We start from the raw sequence: 16,788 nt of genomic DNA, 5'->3' as shown, positions 1-16,788 counted from the left end.
GCGATCCGGCGAAACACTTCTACAATCAGTTTTCGGTACAGCCTGACGGTAGATATTTCCATCCCGTCCGGATTTTGCAGATGCTGATACCGATCATCTCGATTGCCGTTGTCGCAAAGCGGCTACGATCCTTCCGCCGCAGCCAGGATGGCTCGGCTGCGGTCGAGTTCGCGATGATAGCCCCCATCTTCTTCGCGCTGATTTTCGCTGTCATTGAAACCGGCCTGGTCTTCATGGCTGGGCAGGTGCTGGAGACCGGGGTGGAGGATGGTGCACGGCTCGTCTACACGAGCCAGACCACCAGCGCGACCGATTTCAAATCGGCGATCTGCTCCCGCGTCTCCGTGCTGATGGATTGTACGAAGCTCGACATCGACGTCCGCTCATACGATCCCGGCACAAGTATCACGATTAACGATCCGATCGATGCCAGCGGCAAGTACGTTTCGAACGGTTTCGTCTATCAGCCGCCCGCCTATTCTTCGAACACTCCGACCAGCAAAACGGTGGTCGTGCGCGCCTTCTACCAGTGGCCGCTCTATGTGACGGGGCTCGGGTACAACATCGCCAATATCGATCGTGGGACTTCGACCAACAAGCGGCTTCTCGCGGCAACGGCCGCACTTGGTCCTCAGTAACGGCAGGGATCGAGAAATGCGCAAGCGTGCAACTCTGCGAAATGTCCGTCGCGTGATGAGATCCTTGCGGCATGACGATAGCGGCATTGTCGCGATTGAGTTTGCGATGATCGCCCCGCTGCTGCTTTTGATGCTGTTCGGCATCACCGACGTTGCGAATTATTTCGCGGTCGATCGCAAGGTGAGTCAGATCGCTCAGTCGATGTCGGATCTGACGTCGCGCTACACGGCGGTGCAGGAAAGCGATGTCACGAACTTCTTCACCATCGCAGGTGCGATGCTGACGCCCTACGACAAGAATCAGATGAAGGCGACCATCCATCAGGTCTATCTCGATCCGAACAGCAAGACTGCGAAGGTGGTGTGGAGCCGCGGCAGCACGCCATTATCGAAGAACACCGTCTACTCCGTGCCTGCTGGCCTGGTCGGTAAGGATTCGTCGGGCAACTGGCTTGCGAACCAGTATCTGATTGTGGGCGATATTAAATATAACTATGTGCCGACCATCGGATGGGTTCTTAACAAGGCGGGCGTTACTGCGTCGGAAATTGCGTTCACCAAGCCCCGCCAGATGACCTGTGTCATGCTTGGATCGACCTGCACACCGAGCGGAGGCTGATCGCAACCTTTGCGTACAAGCGTGTACAAACGAGAAAGGCCGCGCATGAAGCGCGGCCTTCCGAATTATGGACGATCGTCCGCAAGCGCAGTGCTTGCAGAAAATCGTTAGCCGGCAGCGCGGAGATTATCCGCCGACGACTTGCCCGAACGGCGATCGGCCACGATTTCGTAGCTGATCTTCTGGCCTTCACGCAGCGTGCCGAGGCCAGCGCGCTCGACGGCGCTGATGTGCACGAACACGTCGTTCCCGCCTTCGTCCGGCTGAATAAAGCCATAACCCTTGGTGGCGTTAAACCACTTCACGGTTCCCATGCTCACGAGGTAGTCCCTTCTCAAGATAGTAGTCGAAACCCACGTATTGGACGCAGGTTGGTTGGCATCGAATTTTTGGAAGGGTCGTCAGTCTAGACCGGCTGCACCGGGGTATAGAGAAGTCGTCCGGCCGAAAATCGATAGGATCACATTAAGGGAAGCTATTCCCCAAGACAATCCAGCCGCGCACGATTTTTTGATTGCATACGAATAAGCGAATTCGCCCCGGTTCCGCGCATGACGGGTGCTGTCATGCGCGGCGGGGTTGATGCTGCGAAGTAAACTGTCGACAGAAATAAACGTCCGATGCTCAGCGGCGGCGGAAATTGCCGCGCGGCGGGCCTGATCGAGGCGGGCCGCCACCCGGACGTTCGTCCTTGTGGCGGAAGATCAGGCGGCCCTTTTCCAGATCGTAGGGCGACATCTCGATCGTCACGCGGTCACCCGCGAGGGTTTTGATGCGGTTCTTTTTCATCTTGCCCGCGGTGTAGGCAATGATCTCGTGTCCGGCATCGAGCTGCACGCGATAGCGTGCGTCGGGAAGGATTTCGGTCACCAGTCCTTCGAACTGGATCAGCTCTTCTTTGGCCATTCAATAGCTCCAGATCGGTCGACGGTTAACGCTGACGCTGGCTGCGGTTGGGGGTGGAAGCGGGTGAATTCGGGCGGCTTGGCCGGTGAAGGAAGGCCACGCCCTGCATGGTCCCTTCCTTTGCAGATGCGCCACCGTGCTGGGTGGGACGCGGTTTCGGCTCGTGCCGTGCATGTTCATGCCGTGAATTCTCATTCCGCGCATGATCGCGGTTCGGTTGCGAGGCGCCGCCATTGCCGCCATGGGAGCGGCGCCGGCTGCGCTGGTTCTTGTTGCCGGGGGCTCCGTCCTGGCTGCGATGAGCGTGCTGGGCGGAGCGACCGTTGCGCTGGCCGCCGCGGTTCTGGGAAGGCGACGGCCCCACGTCGTTCTTGCCGGGGGTGCGACGGTCTTCCTTTGGAAGCGCGATGCGGATCAGCTTTTCGATATCGCGCAGATACGCCATTTCCTCTCCGGCGCAAAGCGAGATTGCCACACCTTCCCGCCCGGCGCGCGCGGTGCGGCCGATGCGGTGCACATAGGTCTCGGGCACGTTGGGCAAGTCGAAATTCACGACATGGGTGATGCCGTCCACGTCAATGCCGCGGGCAGCGATGTCGGTGGCGATCAAGGTGCGGATTTCACCGGTACGGAATGCCGCCAGCGTGCGCTCGCGGTGGTTCTGCGACTTGTTGCCGTGGATGGCGGCGGCCGGGATGCCCGACTTTTCGAGGATTTTCACGACCTTGTCGGCGCCGTGCTTGGTGCGGGTGAACACCAGCGCGCGGTTGATCGGCTCGGCCTTGAGGATGCCGGCGAGGGTGGAAGCCTTGGCGGAGTGATCCACCAGCAGGATGCGCTGGGAAATCCGCTCTGCGGTGGACGATACCGGGGTCACGGCGACGCGGGCCGGGTCCTTGAGCATGTGCTCGGCGAGATCGGCGATGTCCTTCGGCATGGTGGCCGAGAAGAACAGCGTCTGGCGTTTGATCGGCAGCTTTGCGACGACTTTGCGGATATCGTTGATGAAGCCCATGTCGAGCATTCGGTCGGCCTCGTCGAGGACGAGGAATTCCACCATGTTGAGCTTCAGGGCGTTGCCCTGCACGAGGTCGAGCAGGCGGCCCGGCGTGGCGACCAGCACGTCGACGCCCGGCATCACGGCGCGGACCTGGCGGCCCATCGGCACGCCGCCGATCGCCAGGGCGGACGTCAGGTTCATGTGGCGGCCATAGGCGTTGAAGCTGTCGAGGATCTGGCCGGACAGCTCGCGGGTCGGGCTCAGCACCAGCACGCGGCAGGTCTTGGGCTGCGGCTTGGCGCGGTGTTCGAGCAGGCGATGCAGGATCGGGAGTGCGAAGGAAGCGGTCTTGCCGGTACCGGTCTGGGCGATGCCGATCACGTCCCTGCCGGTGATGGCAATCGGGATGGTCTGGGCCTGGATCGGGGTCGGGGTGACGTAATTCTCTTCCTTGAGCGCACGGGTGATGGGATCGGCGAGGCCGAATTCCTGGAAGGTGGTCAAAAGATTGGTCTTTCCATAAAGGCGTATCACGCCCGGCAGATGTGCCAGCGGCGCACGCGGTGTGTCTTGGAGACACCCGCGTGTTTGGGGCGTCGTTCTGGTTAGCTGAAGAGGCAAGCCAGAAACCGCTGGTGCTCTGCAATCAGAGGAAGGCGGGATCAGAACACGCGGCTCGCAAGGACCCGATGATTCTCAAGGTCGTGTCAGTCATATGGAACACCATCTGGGAGGATTCAAGATAAACCTGCGTGCATCCTGGCAATGACATGATGTCGCTGCGAGAAAATTAGACATGAAGGGATTTATGCACTTGTTTTGAGCATTTTGCCGCAGTCGCGATCAAAAAGATTGCATATAAAATAATCAAGATGATTTTGTGGTCATGACAGCGATCCAAAACTATGCAGGCTTACCAATAACTTAACGAGTAAAGGGGTGCTGGCACACTTCTTGCGATTCCTTGGGTGTCCGGCCGTGGGGCCGTTCGCAGTGAATTCGTCTGCGTCCAGGGAGAGACCGCATATGATCCGCCACTTCACTCATTCATTTTCCAAGCCGCTATCCCGGCGCAGCCTGATGGCCGCCGCCACGGGTCTGGCGCTCGGCCTGTCGGCTGTGTCCGGCGCGAAGGCGGCCGACGACACCATCAAGGTCGGCGTGCTGCATTCGCTGTCCGGCACCATGGCGATTTCCGAAACCACGCTGAAGGACACCGTCCTGTTCATGATCGATGAGCAGAACAAAAAGGGTGGCGTGCTCGGCAAGAAGCTGGAAGCCGTCGTGGTCGATCCCGCCTCGAACTGGCCGCTGTTCGCCGAAAAGGCCCGCGAACTGATCACCAAGGACAAGGTTGCCGTCGTGTTCGGCTGCTGGACCTCGGTGTCGCGCAAGTCGGTGCTCCCGGTGTTCAAGGAGCTCAACAGCATTCTGTTCTACCCCGTGCAATATGAGGGCGAAGAGTCCGAGCGCAACGTGTTCTACACTGGCGCTGCTCCGAACCAGCAGGCCATCCCGGCCGTCGATTACTTGATGAAGGACGAGAAGGTGAAGCGCTGGGTGCTGGCCGGCACCGACTATGTCTATCCGCGCACCACCAACAAGATCCTCGAAGCCTACTTGAAGTCGAAGGGCGTCAAGCAGGAAGACATCATGATCAACTACACGCCGTTCGGTCATTCGGACTGGCAGACGATCGTGGCCGACATCAAGAAGTTCGGCTCGGCCGGCAAGAAGACCGCCGTGGTCTCCACCATCAATGGCGACGCCAATGTCCCGTTCTACAAGGAGCTCGGCAACCAGGGCATCAAGGCGACCGACATTCCGGTGGTCGCGTTCTCGGTGGGTGAAGAAGAGCTCGCCGGCATCGACACCAAGCCGCTGCTCGGCCATCTCGCCGCCTGGAACTACTTCCAGTCGATCAAGGATCCGGAGAACGAGAAGTTCATCAAGGCCTGGCAGGCCTATACCAAGAACCCGAAGCGCGTGACCAACGACCCGATGGAAGCCACCGTGATCGGCTTCAACATGTGGGTGAAGGCGGTGGAGAAGGCCAAGTCCATCGAAGCCGACAAGGTCATCGACACCCTGCCGGGCATCGAGGCCAAGAACCTTACCGGTGGCACCTCGAAGATGCTGCCGAACCACCATATCACCAAGCCGGTCTTCATCGGCGAGATCAAGGGCAACGGCCAGTTCGACGTGGTCTGGAAGACCCCGTCGCTGGTGGCCGGCGATGCCTGGTCGAAGGAGCTCGATGGCTCCAAGGACCTGATCGGCGACTGGGTCGGCAAGAAGTGCGGCAACTACAACACCAAGACCAACAAGTGTGGCGGTCAGGGGTCGTAGGTTCTCTCGCTACCCGCCCGTCATTGCGAGAAGCGTAGCGACGAAGCAATCCAGTTCCAGACTTTCTGGATTGCTTTGCTGCGCTCGCAATGACGGAGATGATGTTTCCTCCCGAGACTTGAAGAAGGCGGTTCAACCGCCGCCTTCTTCCCTTTCTTCTGCCGGGGTTCTACTCGTGACTCAGTTCTTCGAACGCTGCCGTGCGATTGCGCTCGCCTGCCTGCTGCTGGCCGTATTCGCCATTCCGGCACTGGCCGATCCTTTCGAGGACGCCGTCGCCAAATTCGCCAATGACGATTTCTCCGATACGGATGAAGCCGTCGGCATCATCGCAACATCGGGCAATCCGCAGGCCTTCGCCATCATCAGCGCCCTGCAGGATGGCCGTCTGTTCGCCGATCCGGACAGCAAGAAAGTCTACATCACCGGCACCGATGGCAAGAGCATCGATGCCGCCAGCGGCGCTGCCGTCACTGAAGTGCCCGCCGGCGCCAGCGCGGTGCGCCTCAACAACCGCCTCCGCCGCAATATCGAATCCGCCCTCGGCGGTCTGACGCTGATGTCGCCTGATCCCGCCAAGCGGATCGCCTCGGCGCAGTCGGTGTTCAAGAGCCACGAAGCGTCCATGCTGCCGGTGATCGACACTGCGCTGGAGAAGGAAACCAATAAGGCTGCCAAGCAGGCCTTCACCGAAGCCCGCGCCGCCATCGTCCTCTACAAGGAAGATGCGAGCGAGGCCGAGAAGATCGCCGCCATCGCCGTCATCAAGGCCCGCGCCGATCAGGACGCGCTCGCCGTGCTCACCGGACTGCCGGCGGACCAGAGCGTCGGCGTGGCCCGCACCGTCGCCAGCGCCATCACCGCCATCAACAGCCGGCAGACCTTGTGGTCCATCGGCCAGAACGCATGGTACGGCCTTTCGCTCGGCTCGGTGTTGCTGCTCGCCGCTATCGGCCTTGCCATCACCTTCGGCGTCATGGGCGTCATCAACATGGCCCATGGCGAGATGGTGATGATCGGCGCTTATGTCACCTTCGTGGTGCAGGACATCATCCGCACCTCCTACCCCGGCCTGTTCGACTATTCGCTGTTGATCGCCGTGCCGCTGGCATTCCTCGTCGCCGGCATTCTCGGCATCGTCATCGAGCGCACCGTCATCCGTTTCCTCTACGGGCGTCCGCTGGAGACGCTGCTCGCCACCTGGGGCCTGTCGCTGGTGCTGCAGCAGGCGGTCCGCACCATGTTCGGCCCGACCAATCGCGAGGTCGGTAATCCCTCCTGGATGTCCGGCGCTTTCGAGCTGGGCCAGATCACCATCACCTATAACCGGCTGTGGATACTCTGCTTCACGCTTGCCGTATTCCTGATCCTGCTGGCGATGCTGCGTTATACGGCCATGGGTCTTGAAATGCGTGCGGTGACGCAGAACCGTCGCATGGCGGCCTCCATGGGCATCGCCACGTCGCGTGTCGATGCGCTCACCTTCGGACTTGGCTCCGGCATTGCGGGCATTGCCGGCGTGGCGCTGTCGCAGATCGACAATGTCTCGCCCAATCTCGGCCAGAGCTACATTATCGATAGTTTCATGGTCGTGGTGTTCGGCGGCGTCGGCAATCTGTGGGGCACGCTGGTCGGCGCGCTGTCGCTTGGCATCGCCAACAAGTTCCTCGAACCTGTCGCCGGTGCCGTGCTCGGAAAGATCGCCATTCTGGTATTGATCATCCTGTTCATCCAGAAACGCCCGCGCGGGTTGTTTGCGCTTAAGGGCAGGGCCATCGAAGCATGATGATGGCTCTCAACGACATGCGCTTCGACGCCGCCCCAAACTCTATCTTCATCCTGAGGAGCCGCGCAGCGGCGTCTCCTTGCGAATGGCAAAGCCATTGGCAAGGGATGACCCCACACTCCTCCATGGTTCGAGACGGCGCTGAACGAGCGCCTCCTCACCATGAGGGTGTCGGTGCATGTGGCTCGACCAAGGGGGCCTTCGCATGACCCCGCATTTCCTCACCCGTACCCTCGATCGCAGCGCGACGATCTTCATCCTGATCGTCGCCGCCGTCGGCATCGTGCTGCCGCTGCTCAATCTGCTGCTGCCTGCGAATTCGCCGCTGCAGGTGCCGACCTATCTGATTTCGCTGTTCGGCAAATATGTCTGCTACGCCATCCTCGCCCTCTCCATCGATCTGATCTGGGGGTATTGCGGCATCCTCTCGCTCGGTCACGGCGCTTTCTTCGCGCTCGGCGGTTATGCGATGGGCATGTATCTGATGCGTCAGATCGGCGCGCGAGGTGTCTACGGAAATCCGGTGCTGCCGGATTTCATGGTGTTCCTGAACTACAAGGCGCTGCCTTGGTACTGGTACGGTTTCGACATGTTCTGGTTCGCCGCATTGATGGTGCTGGTGGTGCCGGGCCTACTCGCTTTCGGCTTCGGTTGGCTTGCCTTCCGTTCGCGCGTCACCGGCGTGTATCTCTCGATCATCACCCAGGCGATGACCTATGCGCTGCTGCTCGCCTTCTTCCGCAACGATTTCGGTTTCGGCGGCAATAACGGCCTGACCGATTTCAAGGACATTTTGGGTTTCAATATCCAGAGCGACGGCACCCGCGCTGCTTTGTTCGTGGCGAGTTGCCTGGCTCTGATCCTCGCATTCGTCGTGTGCCGCGCCATTGTCACCTCAAAACTCGGCAAGGTGTTGATTGCGGTGCGCGATGCGGAGTCGCGCACACGTTTCCTCGGCTATCGCGTCGAATCTTACAAGCTGTTCGTGTTCACACTGTCGGCTTGCATGGCCGGAGTCGCGGGTGCGCTCTATGTGCCGCAGGTTGGTATCATCAATCCCGGTGAGTTCGCGCCGGGCAACTCCATCGAAGCCGTCATCTGGGTCGCCGTCGGTGGTCGCGGCACGCTGGTTGGCGCCGCGCTTGGTGCCGTTGTGGTGAACTATGCCAAGACGTTCTTCACGTCGGGCGCGCTGGCGCCGTATTGGCTGTTCATGTTGGGTGCACTGTTCATCCTGGTGACGCTGCTGCTGCCCAAAGGCATCATCGGCACCGTCAATGCCTGGCAGGAGGGCCGCAAGGCCCGCGACGCCGCCGATGCCGACAGCGCTTCTGCGGAAGATGGCGTCGTCAAACCCGATCTGGAGAAGGCGTGATGGTGACAGCCGAACTCATCGCGGTCGATCCGCAGGTCGCCGCCCGCGAGGCCGAAGCGCGTCAGAAGCGCATCACTTCGGCTCAGCTTTATCTCGATGGCGTGCACGTCTCCTTCGATGGCTTCCATGCCATCAATAATCTCTCGATGGTGCTCGCCCCCGGCGAGATGCGCGCCATCATCGGCCCCAACGGCGCCGGCAAGACCACCATGATGGATATCATCACCGGCAAGACCAAGCCGGACGAGGGCGACGTCTATTTCGATGGCACCCATGATCTCACGCTGCTCGACGAGACTGAAATCGCAAAACTCGGCATCGGCCGCAAATTCCAGAAACCCACGGTGTTCGAGAGCCAGACCATCCAGGATAATTTGCTGCTGGCGTTGAATGTCGATCACAGCGTTCGTGGCACGCTGTTCTGGCGCGGCAGCCGCAACGAAGCCGAGCGCATCGACAAGGTGCTGGAGACCATCCGTCTCACCGACGCGCGCGATCGTCTCGCCGGGAATCTTTCGCACGGCCAGAAGCAGTGGCTCGAGATAGGCATGCTGCTGGCGCAGGACCCGAAGGTGCTGCTGGTGGACGAGCCGGTGGCCGGGATGACCGATGTGGAGACGCACCAGACCGCCGAACTCCTGAAGGCGATCAATCGCGACAACAAAACCGTGATGGTGGTCGAGCACGACATGACCTTCGTCCGCGAACTCGGCGTCAAGGTGACGTGTCTGCACGAAGGCACGGTACTGGCCGAAGGCACCATCGACGATGTCTCGACCAACGAACGCGTGGTCGAAGTGTATTTGGGACGCTGAGCATGCTGAACGTCGACAATATCAGCCTTCACTACGGCGCCGCCCAGGCACTCCGCGGCGTCACCGTTTCGGCGGAGCCCGGAAAGGTCACCTGCGTGCTGGGCCGCAATGGCGTCGGCAAGACCTCGCTACTCCGCGCCATGGTCGGTCAGCAGGCGATCTCCGGTGGCTCTATCTCCTTTGATGGGCAGGATATCTCGAAGCTGAAGCCGTTCGAGCGCGCCCGCCGCGGCATTGGCTTTGTCCCGCAAGGCCGCGAGATCTTTCCGCTGCTCACCGTGGAGGAAAACCTCAAGACCGGCTACGCGCCGCTGAAGCGCGCCGACCGTACCATTCCGGATGACGTGTTTTCGCTCTTCCCGGTGTTGCAATCCATGCTCGGTCGTCGCGGCGGCGATCTTTCCGGCGGCCAGCAGCAGCAACTCGCCATCGGCCGCGCGCTGGTGATGCGGCCGAAACTCCTGTTGCTCGACGAGCCCACCGAAGGCATCCAGCCCTCGATCATCAAGGATATCGGCCGCGCGATCTCCTATCTGCGCTCGCTTGGCACCATCGCGATCGTTCTGGTGGAGCAATATCTCGACTTCGCCTGCGAACTCGGCGACAATTTCGCGGTGATGGATCGCGGCGCGGTGAAATATAGCTGCGATCGTGCGAATCTCGATCCCGCCGAAATCAGCCGCCAGATGGCTTTGTAGTCGGAGTGCAAATGCAGGACGCTCTCGCCTCATCCGCGAGCTTTGCCGCCAATCGCGCCCGTGGCGCTGTCGTGTTCGATGTGAATCTGGTCGAGGGGCGTACCCGCCGCCGCCAGCTCCACGAATCCGGCTCGCTCCGCGTCCGCTTTCCCTCGCCGGAGGATGACGGACTCACTGCGATGTTCGTCAACACCGCCGGCGGTGCCGCAGGCGGTGATCGCTTTGACATCGACATCACGGCTGGCGAAGGCGCGCGTCTCACCCTGTCCACGGCCGCTGCTGAGAAGGTCTATCGTTCCCATGGTCCTGCTGCCGAGATCAATATCTCGCTACGCGCCGAAGCCGGTGCGCATCTGAGCTGGCTGCCGCAGGAGACCATCCTGTTCGATCAGGCGCGCACCGCACGCAGCATCGATATCGATCTGGCCGAAACCGCCTCACTGGTTTTGTGCGAGATCGTCGTGTTCGGCCGCACCGCCATGGGCGAGGCCATGCGGTCGGGCTCGTTCATTGACCGCTGGCGCTTGCGCCGCGGCGGCCGGCTGGTCTTCGCCGAGAATGTGCGTCTCGATGGCGACATCGGCGCGAAGCTGGCGAAGCCGGCCATCGCCAATGGCGGGCTTGCGATCGCGACGGCACTGATCGTGCCCGGCGATGAGGTATTGCTGGAGCGTCTGCGTGCTGTCGCCGAGCAGGCCGGTTGCGAGGTTGGCATCTCCTGCTGGAACGGATTTGCAATGGCCCGCATCTGTGCGCAAGATGCCGCGCAGTTGCGGACCGACATGATGGCGCTGTTGTCGCAATCGGGTGCGATGCTGCCGCGCATGTGGCTGAACTAAACAACCAGGAATTGGCCAGAGAATTTCGATGAACCTGTCCCCTCGCGAGAAAGACAAGCTGCTGATCTCCATGGCCGCCATGGTCGCGCGCCGCCGGCTAGAGCGCGGCGTCAAGCTGAACCATCCCGAAGCGGTGGCGATCATTTCCGACTTCATCGTCGAGGGGGCGCGTGACGGTCGCACGGTGGCCGAACTGATGAAGCTCGGCGCCGAAGTCATCACCCGCGATCAGTGCATGGCCGGTATCCCCGAGATGATCCACGACATTCAGGTGGAAGCGACGTTCCCCGATGGGACGAAGCTCGTCACCGTCCACGAACCCATTCGGTGAGGCCCGCATGATCCCCGGCGAAATGTTCATTCAGGATGGCGAGATCGAGCTCAACGCCGGCCGCAAGGCGATTACGCTGTCGGTGTCCAACACCGGCGACCGTCCGATCCAGGTCGGCTCGCATTATCATTTCTTCGAGACGAATCCGGCGTTGAAGTTCGACCGCAAGAAGGCGCGCGGCATGCGCCTCGATATTGCCGCCGGCACGGCGGTGCGTTTCGAGCCCGGCCAGACCCGCGACATCAAGCTCGTCGAACTCGCCGGCAAGCGCACCGTCTATGGTTTTCGCGGTGACGTGATGGGGAAGCTCTGAGATGCCCGTAAAGATCAAGCGCTCCGTCTATGCCGACATGTTCGGCCCCACTACCGGCGATCGAGTGCGGCTCGCCGATACGGATCTGATCATCGAGGTTGAGAAGGACTTCACCATCTACGGCGAGGAGGTGAAGTTCGGCGGCGGCAAGGTGATCCGTGACGGCATGGGTCAGTCGCAGGCGACGCGCGCGCAGGGCGCGGTCGATACCGTGATCACAAACGTGCTGGTCGTCGATCACTGGGGCATCGTGAAGGCCGACGTCGCGATCAGGGACGGTTTGGTTCATGCCATCGGCAAGGCCGGTAATCCCGATATCCAGCCAGGCGTCACCATCAATGTCGGTCCCGGCACCGATGTGATCGGCGGCGAGGGCAAGATCCTCACCGCCGGCGGTTTCGACAGCCATATCCATTTCATCTGTCCGCAACAGATCGAGCATGCGCTGATGGCGGGCGTCACCTCGATGCTCGGCGGCGGCACCGGCCCGTCGCACGGCACTTTTGCGACCACCTGCACGCCCGGGCCGTGGCACATCGCGCGGATGATCCAGTCCTTCGACGCGTTTCCGGTCAATCTCGGCATTTCCGGCAAGGGCAATGCAGCCAAACCCGCAGCGCTGGTGGAAATGATCAAGGCTGGCGCCTGCGCGCTGAAACTGCACGAGGATTGGGGCACGACGCCCGCCGCCATCGACAACTGCCTCAGCGTCGCCGACGATTACGACGTGCAAGTGATGTTGCATTCCGACACGCTGAATGAATCCGGCTTTGTCGAGGACACGATCAAGGCCTTCAAGGGCCGCACCATCCATGCCTTCCACACCGAAGGCGCCGGCGGCGGCCACGCGCCCGACATCATCAAGGTTGCCGGCCTGAAGAACGTGCTGCCGTCCTCGACCAATCCGACGCGCCCGTTCACGCGCAACACCATCGACGAGCATCTCGACATGCTGATGGTGTGCCATCATCTCGATCCATCCATTGCGGAGGATCTTGCGTTCGCCGAAAGCCGCATCCGCAAGGAGACGATCGCCGCGGAGGACATTCTGCACGATCTTGGCGCGCTCTCGATGATGTCGTCGGATTCGCAGGCCATGGGCCGGCTCGGCGAGGTCATCATCCGCACCTGGCAGACTGCGGACAAGATGAAGAAGCAGCGCGGCGCCCTGAAAGAGGAAAAGGGCAACAACGACAACTTTCGCGTCAAGCGCTATATCGCCAAATACACCATCAACCCCGCCATCGCCCATGGCGTATCGAAGCTGATCGGCTCGGTGGAGAAGGGCAAGATGGCGGATCTCGTGCTGTGGTCGCCGGCCTTCTTCGGCGTGAATCCGGATCTCGTCATCAAGGGCGGCAGCATCATCGCTGCACCGATGGGCGATCCGAATGCATCGATCCCGACGCCGCAGCCGGTGCATTATCAACCGATGTTCGGCGCCTTCGGCCGCGCCCGGACGGCCTCGTCGGTGGTGTTCACCTCAGGCGCGGCGGCGTCTTCCGGTCTCGGAAAGAAGCTCGGCGTGCAAAAATCTTTCTACGCGGTGGAAAATGTCCGCAGCGGCATCTCGAAGAAGAGCATGATCCACAACAGCGCGACACCGAAGATCGAGGTGGATCCCGAGACGTATGAAGTGCGCGCGGACGGCGAACTGCTGACCTGCGAGCCGGCCGAGGTGCTGCCAATGGCGCAGCGCTATTTTATGTATTGAAGCCAGTGGCCTCCCTCCCTCAAGCGGCGAAGCTGCGCAGTGGGGCGCGGGTCCGCCGACAGGCGGGGTGGGGCGCCGACGTGACATCGAGCTTATGGCGCTACCCCACCCGTCACGATGCTCACTGAACGCTCGCAATCGTGCCACCCTCCCCATTCGCTTCGCTCCGGGGAGGGAGAAGAAGCAGCCCCTTCCTCCGCTCCGGATAACCCCCTAATGTCCCGCCCGGCATGTTCAGCCACAACAACAAACCGGGAGGACTCCCCTTGATCTACGTCGTTGCCACTCTGTCCGTGAAACCCGAAGCCCGCGCCGAACTGATCGAAGCAGCCAAGGCTTGTATCGCCGAAACCCGCAAGGAGCCCGGCAACATCGCCTATGATCTTCATGAGAGCGTCACCGATCCGACCCGCATGGTGTTTGTCGAGCAGTGGGAGAATGCCGAGGCGCTGGTGCCGCACCGGACGCAGGAGCATATGAAGGCATTCGGCCGTGTCGCGGTGAAATGCTTCGCCGCGCCGCCGAAGATCGAAATCATCACCCCGGCCGATGTCGTGGTGCGCTAATGTCCTCGTCATTGCGAGCGCCGGTAAAGCTCGCAATGACGACTTACTTTGCTGACGAGAGAGCAACATGATCCGCGCGACTGCCGTCATCGGCCAATACAACTGGATTGAAGCGGCCATCGACACCGTCGTTCTCGACTTCGACGATCGCCATCGCCGCCGCATGGTGATGACGGGAACGCGCGGACTGGAATTCCTGCTCGATCTGGAAAACGCCGTCGCCTTGCGCGGCGGCGATGCCCTGGTGCTGGAAGACGGTCGCCGTGTGGAGGTGGTGGCTGCACCCGAGCCGCTGATCGAGATTCGCGGCACCGATCCCGGTCATCTCGTGCGTCTCGCCTGGCATCTCGGCAATCGCCATCTGCCGACACAGATCATGGCGAAAGGTCTGCGCATCCGCCGCGATCATGTGATCGAGGAGATGGTGAAGGGTCTCGGCGCCCGTGTCATCGAGATCGAGGCGCCGTTCGATCCCGAAGGTGGCGCCTATGCGCCCGCGCATCAGTCGCACGCCCATCATGATCATGCCCATCATGATCACGGCCATCGGAGTTGCAGCCACGATCACGATCATCACGGTCATGCGCATGGCAAGCATGATCATGGTCACGTCCATGACGAACATTGCGGCCACGATCATGACCACGGTCATCATCACCACGGGCATTCCCATGCTCATGGCCACAAGTAAACCGGCGGACACAGCGCGGTTGGCCGAACCCACGACGTTGTCCGCCGATGAAGGCGCGGCTTTGTATCGGCTGATGACATGGCTGTCGCCGTCATTTCCGGTCGGCGCGTTCTCTTATTCCAGCGGTATCGAATGGGCGGTGGAAGCCGGTGACATCGCCGATGCGGCCTCGCTGCGGGATTGGTTGTCGGCCATGCTGTCGGATGGCGCCGGTTTCTGCGATGGCGTCTTTCTCGCGCACATCCATCGCGCCGCCGCTACGGGCGACGACAAGGCGCTGCGCGACATCGCTGAACTTGCCAGCGCCTTTGCGCCATCGAAAGAACGCCTGCTTGAGACGTCGACACAGGGCAGGGCCTTCATCGACATCTCGCTCAACGCCTGGCCGCACGAAGCGATGCGACAGCTCATTGCCGCTTGCGATGGTCCCATCGTCTATCCCGTCGCCGTCGGCCTTGTCAGCGCCGCCCATGGCGTTCCGCTGGCGCCGACCATGCATGCGTTCTTCCACGCCGTCGTCTCGAACTGGATTTCCGCTGGCGCGCGCCTCGTGCCGCTCGGCCAGACCGACAGCCAGCGTGTGCTGGCGGCGCTGGAGCCCATCGTCGTCGAAACCGGCCATTGCGCGATGACCGCCTCGCTCGACGATCTCGGCGGCGCGACGTTCCGTTCGGATATCGCCAGCATGCGTCACGAGACGCAATATACGCGGCTGTTCCGGTCATGAGTGCAGGCGACTTGCACCCGGACCTGATGGTGAGGAGCGCCCCTTGGCGCGCGTCTCGAACCATGATGAGATTGTGGTCATCCCCAGCGAATGGCTTTGCCATTTGCAAGGAGACGCGCTCGAAGTCGCGCGCTCCTCAAAGTCTGACCCATAAAGCGGTCGAGGTGGTTTTCGATTGCTTTTGCTCGGAACAATGCCCGTTCAGCTCAGGATCAAGATTCTCCGCCCCTCATTCTGAGGAGCCGCGTAGCGGCGTCTCGAAGGATGGCCGAAAAGACTCCGAGCCAAGCCATCTCATGGTTCGAGACGGCGCTGTCAGCGGCGCAATTGCGCCGCTAGGCCTCCTCACCATGAGGGGCGGATTGCGTTGCCTTCCGCCTGGGCGGCCAGCAGCGCCAAACTACCGACCGCATTTCCAGTCAGGCTCTCAGGATGAGGGCCGTCATTTTATTCCAAACCCAGCGAGCAACTGACATGTCCATCTCTCACGGTCCTCTCCGCGTCGGCATCGGTGGTCCGGTCGGCTCCGGCAAGACGGCGCTGATGGATCTGCTCTGCAAGACCATGCGCGAGCGCTACGACATCGCGGCCATCACCAATGATATCTACACCAAATGGGATGCCGAATATCTCGTGCGCTCCGGCTCGCTGACGCCGGATCGCATTGCGGGCGTCGAAACCGGCGGTTGCCCGCACACGGCGATCCGGGAAGATGCTTCGATGAATCTCGCCGCCGTCGCCGACATGCGGGCGAAGTTTCCCGATCTCGATCTGGTGCTGATCGAATCCGGCGGCGACAATCTCGCCGCAACGTTTTCGCCTGAGCTTGCCGACATCACCATCTATGTCATCGATGTCTCCGCCGGCGACAAGATTCCGTCCAAAGGTGGCCCCGGTATCACGCGCTCCGATCTGCTCGTCATCAACAAGGTCGATCTTGCGCCCCATGTCGGAGCGTCGCTCGAGAAGATGGATACCGACGCCAGGCGTATGCGCGGCACCCGGCCCTTTGTCATGACGAATATGAAGATCCGGTCCGGGCTCGACACCATCATTGCCTTCATCGAAGCCAAGGGCGGCCTCAAGGCAAAAGCCCCTGCTTAGACGACTGTATCCCGGGCGCGATGCAGCGCTCTGGCGCTGCTGCGCAGAACCGGGATCGTACGAGGCGCCCGGAGTCCATTATGGCCGGCTCTGCGATGCGGCATGCCTGCGAAGCTTCCCTTGGAACGCCGCATCGCGTCCGAGACACGATTTCATGTTCTCTCAGGGATCGACTACGCGCATAAGTTGGTGTGGAGACACGCGGGGATTGCGCTGTGAGCAATCTCTTAAGCCTGTTTGCGCGCGCCGTGCACCGGTATAAGAAAGTTCCATGTTTCTGGAACTATTTTGTCCTGACGTGATTTGCATACTCCTAG

18 protein-coding genes are annotated in these 16,788 nt (G+C 61.2%); 15 read left to right on the top strand and 3 right to left on the bottom strand.

Annotation, left to right across the window (positions count from 1 at the left end):
* Positions 1–80: 80 nt before the first annotated feature.
* Both E0H22_RS21525 and E0H22_RS21520 read left to right on the top strand, forming a co-directional pair.
* Positions 81–638: a TadE/TadG family type IV pilus assembly protein gene (locus tag E0H22_RS21525; protein ID WP_233023003.1), complete on the top strand. Its 558-nt coding sequence runs from the start codon at positions 81–83 to the stop codon at positions 636–638.
* 16 nt (positions 639–654) lie between these two features.
* Positions 655–1,257, top strand: a complete 603-nt coding sequence (locus tag E0H22_RS21520; protein ID WP_233023002.1) for a TadE/TadG family type IV pilus assembly protein — start codon at positions 655–657, stop codon at positions 1,255–1,257.
* Between the two features lie 107 nt (positions 1,258–1,364).
* On the opposite strand, the gene E0H22_RS21515 is transcribed toward E0H22_RS21520, so the two are convergent.
* The 3 genes from E0H22_RS21515 to E0H22_RS21505 all read right to left on the bottom strand — a co-directional run bounded on the left by E0H22_RS21515 (position 1,365) and on the right by E0H22_RS21505 (position 3,667).
* Positions 1,365–1,577, bottom strand: coding sequence for a cold-shock protein (locus tag E0H22_RS21515; RefSeq protein ID WP_016842648.1), 213 nt, complete (start codon positions 1,575–1,577; stop codon positions 1,365–1,367).
* 304 nt (positions 1,578–1,881) lie between these two features.
* Positions 1,882–2,163, bottom strand: coding sequence for a translation initiation factor IF-1 (gene infA, locus E0H22_RS21510; RefSeq protein ID WP_211910085.1), 282 nt, complete (start codon positions 2,161–2,163; stop codon positions 1,882–1,884).
* Between the two features lie 25 nt (positions 2,164–2,188).
* On the bottom strand, positions 2,189–3,667 hold the full coding sequence (locus tag E0H22_RS21505; protein WP_233023001.1) for a DEAD/DEAH box helicase: 1,479 nt from the start codon (positions 3,665–3,667) through the stop codon (positions 2,189–2,191).
* A 522-nt stretch (positions 3,668–4,189) separates the two neighbouring features.
* On the opposite strand from E0H22_RS21505, the gene urtA reads away from it, so the two are divergent.
* The 13 genes from urtA (at position 4,190) to ureG (ending at position 16,471) form a co-directional block, all read left to right on the top strand.
* Positions 4,190–5,512, top strand: coding sequence for an urea ABC transporter substrate-binding protein (gene urtA, locus E0H22_RS21500; protein WP_233023000.1), 1,323 nt, complete (start codon positions 4,190–4,192; stop codon positions 5,510–5,512).
* Between the two features lie 175 nt (positions 5,513–5,687).
* Positions 5,688–7,298, top strand: a complete 1,611-nt coding sequence (gene urtB, locus E0H22_RS21495) for an urea ABC transporter permease subunit UrtB (protein WP_233022999.1) — start codon at positions 5,688–5,690, stop codon at positions 7,296–7,298.
* 205 nt (positions 7,299–7,503) lie between these two features.
* On the top strand, positions 7,504–8,673 hold the full coding sequence (urtC, locus tag E0H22_RS21490; protein WP_233022998.1) for an urea ABC transporter permease subunit UrtC: 1,170 nt from the start codon (positions 7,504–7,506) through the stop codon (positions 8,671–8,673).
* Complete coding sequence (urtD, locus tag E0H22_RS21485) at positions 8,673–9,488, top strand: urea ABC transporter ATP-binding protein UrtD (RefSeq protein WP_233022997.1); 816 nt, start codon at positions 8,673–8,675, stop codon at positions 9,486–9,488. Before urtC ends, urtD begins: the two co-directional genes overlap by 1 nt.
* 2 nt (positions 9,489–9,490) lie before the next feature.
* Positions 9,491–10,186 (top strand): urea ABC transporter ATP-binding subunit UrtE, encoded by a 696-nt coding sequence (gene urtE / locus E0H22_RS21480; protein ID WP_233022996.1) that lies wholly within the window; start codon positions 9,491–9,493, stop codon positions 10,184–10,186.
* Positions 10,187–10,197: 11 nt separating this feature from the next.
* Positions 10,198–11,025: an urease accessory protein UreD gene (locus E0H22_RS21475; protein WP_233022995.1), complete on the top strand. Its 828-nt coding sequence runs from the start codon at positions 10,198–10,200 to the stop codon at positions 11,023–11,025.
* A 28-nt stretch (positions 11,026–11,053) separates the two neighbouring features.
* Positions 11,054–11,356 carry an urease subunit gamma gene (locus E0H22_RS21470; protein WP_233022994.1) on the top strand — a complete coding sequence of 101 codons (303 nt, stop codon included), beginning with the start codon at positions 11,054–11,056 and terminating at the stop codon, positions 11,354–11,356.
* 7 nt (positions 11,357–11,363) lie between these two features.
* Positions 11,364–11,669: an urease subunit beta gene (locus E0H22_RS21465; RefSeq protein ID WP_233022993.1), complete on the top strand. Its 306-nt coding sequence runs from the start codon at positions 11,364–11,366 to the stop codon at positions 11,667–11,669.
* Between the two features lies 1 nt (position 11,670).
* Entirely contained in the window at positions 11,671–13,383 is a 1,713-nt protein-coding gene (gene ureC, locus E0H22_RS21460; RefSeq protein WP_233022992.1) for an urease subunit alpha, read from the top strand.
* 266 nt (positions 13,384–13,649) lie between these two features.
* The gene (locus tag E0H22_RS21455; RefSeq protein ID WP_233022991.1) at positions 13,650–13,949 is read left to right on the top strand and encodes a putative quinol monooxygenase; all 300 of its coding nucleotides are present in this window, start codon (positions 13,650–13,652) and stop codon (positions 13,947–13,949) included.
* A gap of 67 nt (positions 13,950–14,016) precedes the next feature.
* The gene (locus tag E0H22_RS21450) at positions 14,017–14,640 is read left to right on the top strand and encodes an urease accessory protein UreE (protein WP_233022990.1); all 624 of its coding nucleotides are present in this window, start codon (positions 14,017–14,019) and stop codon (positions 14,638–14,640) included.
* The gene (locus E0H22_RS21445; RefSeq protein WP_430715178.1) at positions 14,564–15,367 is read left to right on the top strand and encodes an urease accessory protein UreF; all 804 of its coding nucleotides are present in this window, start codon (positions 14,564–14,566) and stop codon (positions 15,365–15,367) included. Before E0H22_RS21450 ends, E0H22_RS21445 begins: the two co-directional genes overlap by 77 nt.
* Positions 15,368–15,841: 474 nt before the next feature.
* Positions 15,842–16,471, top strand: a complete 630-nt coding sequence (ureG, locus tag E0H22_RS21440) for an urease accessory protein UreG (RefSeq protein ID WP_233022989.1) — start codon at positions 15,842–15,844, stop codon at positions 16,469–16,471.
* Positions 16,472–16,788 lie beyond the last annotated feature (317 nt).

It is taken from the genome of Rhodopseudomonas boonkerdii (assembly GCF_021184025.1).
In the GTDB taxonomy this organism is placed as follows: Bacteria; Pseudomonadota; Alphaproteobacteria; order Rhizobiales; family Xanthobacteraceae; genus Tardiphaga; species Tardiphaga boonkerdii.
Note: the sequence above shows the minus strand (reverse complement) of the source record. Positions and strands in the feature narration are given on the sequence as shown.

Bases quoted from the DNA above. Each gene is read 5' to 3' on its own strand.
- ureC (WP_233022992.1), top strand. From the start codon at position 11,671: ATGCCCGTAAAGATCAAGCGCTCCGTCTATGCCGACATGTTCGGCCCC.
- E0H22_RS21450 (WP_233022990.1), top strand. From the start codon at position 14,017: ATGATCCGCGCGACTGCCGTCATCGGCCAATACAACTGGATTGAAGCG.
- ureG (WP_233022989.1), top strand. From the start codon at position 15,842: ATGTCCATCTCTCACGGTCCTCTCCGCGTCGGCATCGGTGGTCCGGTC.
- E0H22_RS21470 (WP_233022994.1), top strand. From the start codon at position 11,054: ATGAACCTGTCCCCTCGCGAGAAAGACAAGCTGCTGATCTCCATGGCC.
- urtD (WP_233022997.1), top strand. From the start codon at position 8,673: ATGGTGACAGCCGAACTCATCGCGGTCGATCCGCAGGTCGCCGCCCGC.
- urtE (WP_233022996.1), top strand. From the start codon at position 9,491: ATGCTGAACGTCGACAATATCAGCCTTCACTACGGCGCCGCCCAGGCA.
- E0H22_RS21520 (WP_233023002.1), top strand. From the start codon at position 655: ATGCGCAAGCGTGCAACTCTGCGAAATGTCCGTCGCGTGATGAGATCC.
- E0H22_RS21465 (WP_233022993.1), top strand. From the start codon at position 11,364: ATGATCCCCGGCGAAATGTTCATTCAGGATGGCGAGATCGAGCTCAAC.
- urtA (WP_233023000.1), top strand. From the start codon at position 4,190: ATGATCCGCCACTTCACTCATTCATTTTCCAAGCCGCTATCCCGGCGC.
- E0H22_RS21475 (WP_233022995.1), top strand. From the start codon at position 10,198: ATGCAGGACGCTCTCGCCTCATCCGCGAGCTTTGCCGCCAATCGCGCC.
- infA (WP_211910085.1), bottom strand. From the start codon at position 2,163: ATGGCCAAAGAAGAGCTGATCCAGTTCGAAGGACTGGTGACCGAAATC.
- E0H22_RS21445 (WP_430715178.1), top strand. From the start codon at position 14,564: ATGACGAACATTGCGGCCACGATCATGACCACGGTCATCATCACCACG.
- E0H22_RS21525 (WP_233023003.1), top strand. From the start codon at position 81: ATGCTGATACCGATCATCTCGATTGCCGTTGTCGCAAAGCGGCTACGA.
- urtC (WP_233022998.1), top strand. From the start codon at position 7,504: ATGACCCCGCATTTCCTCACCCGTACCCTCGATCGCAGCGCGACGATC.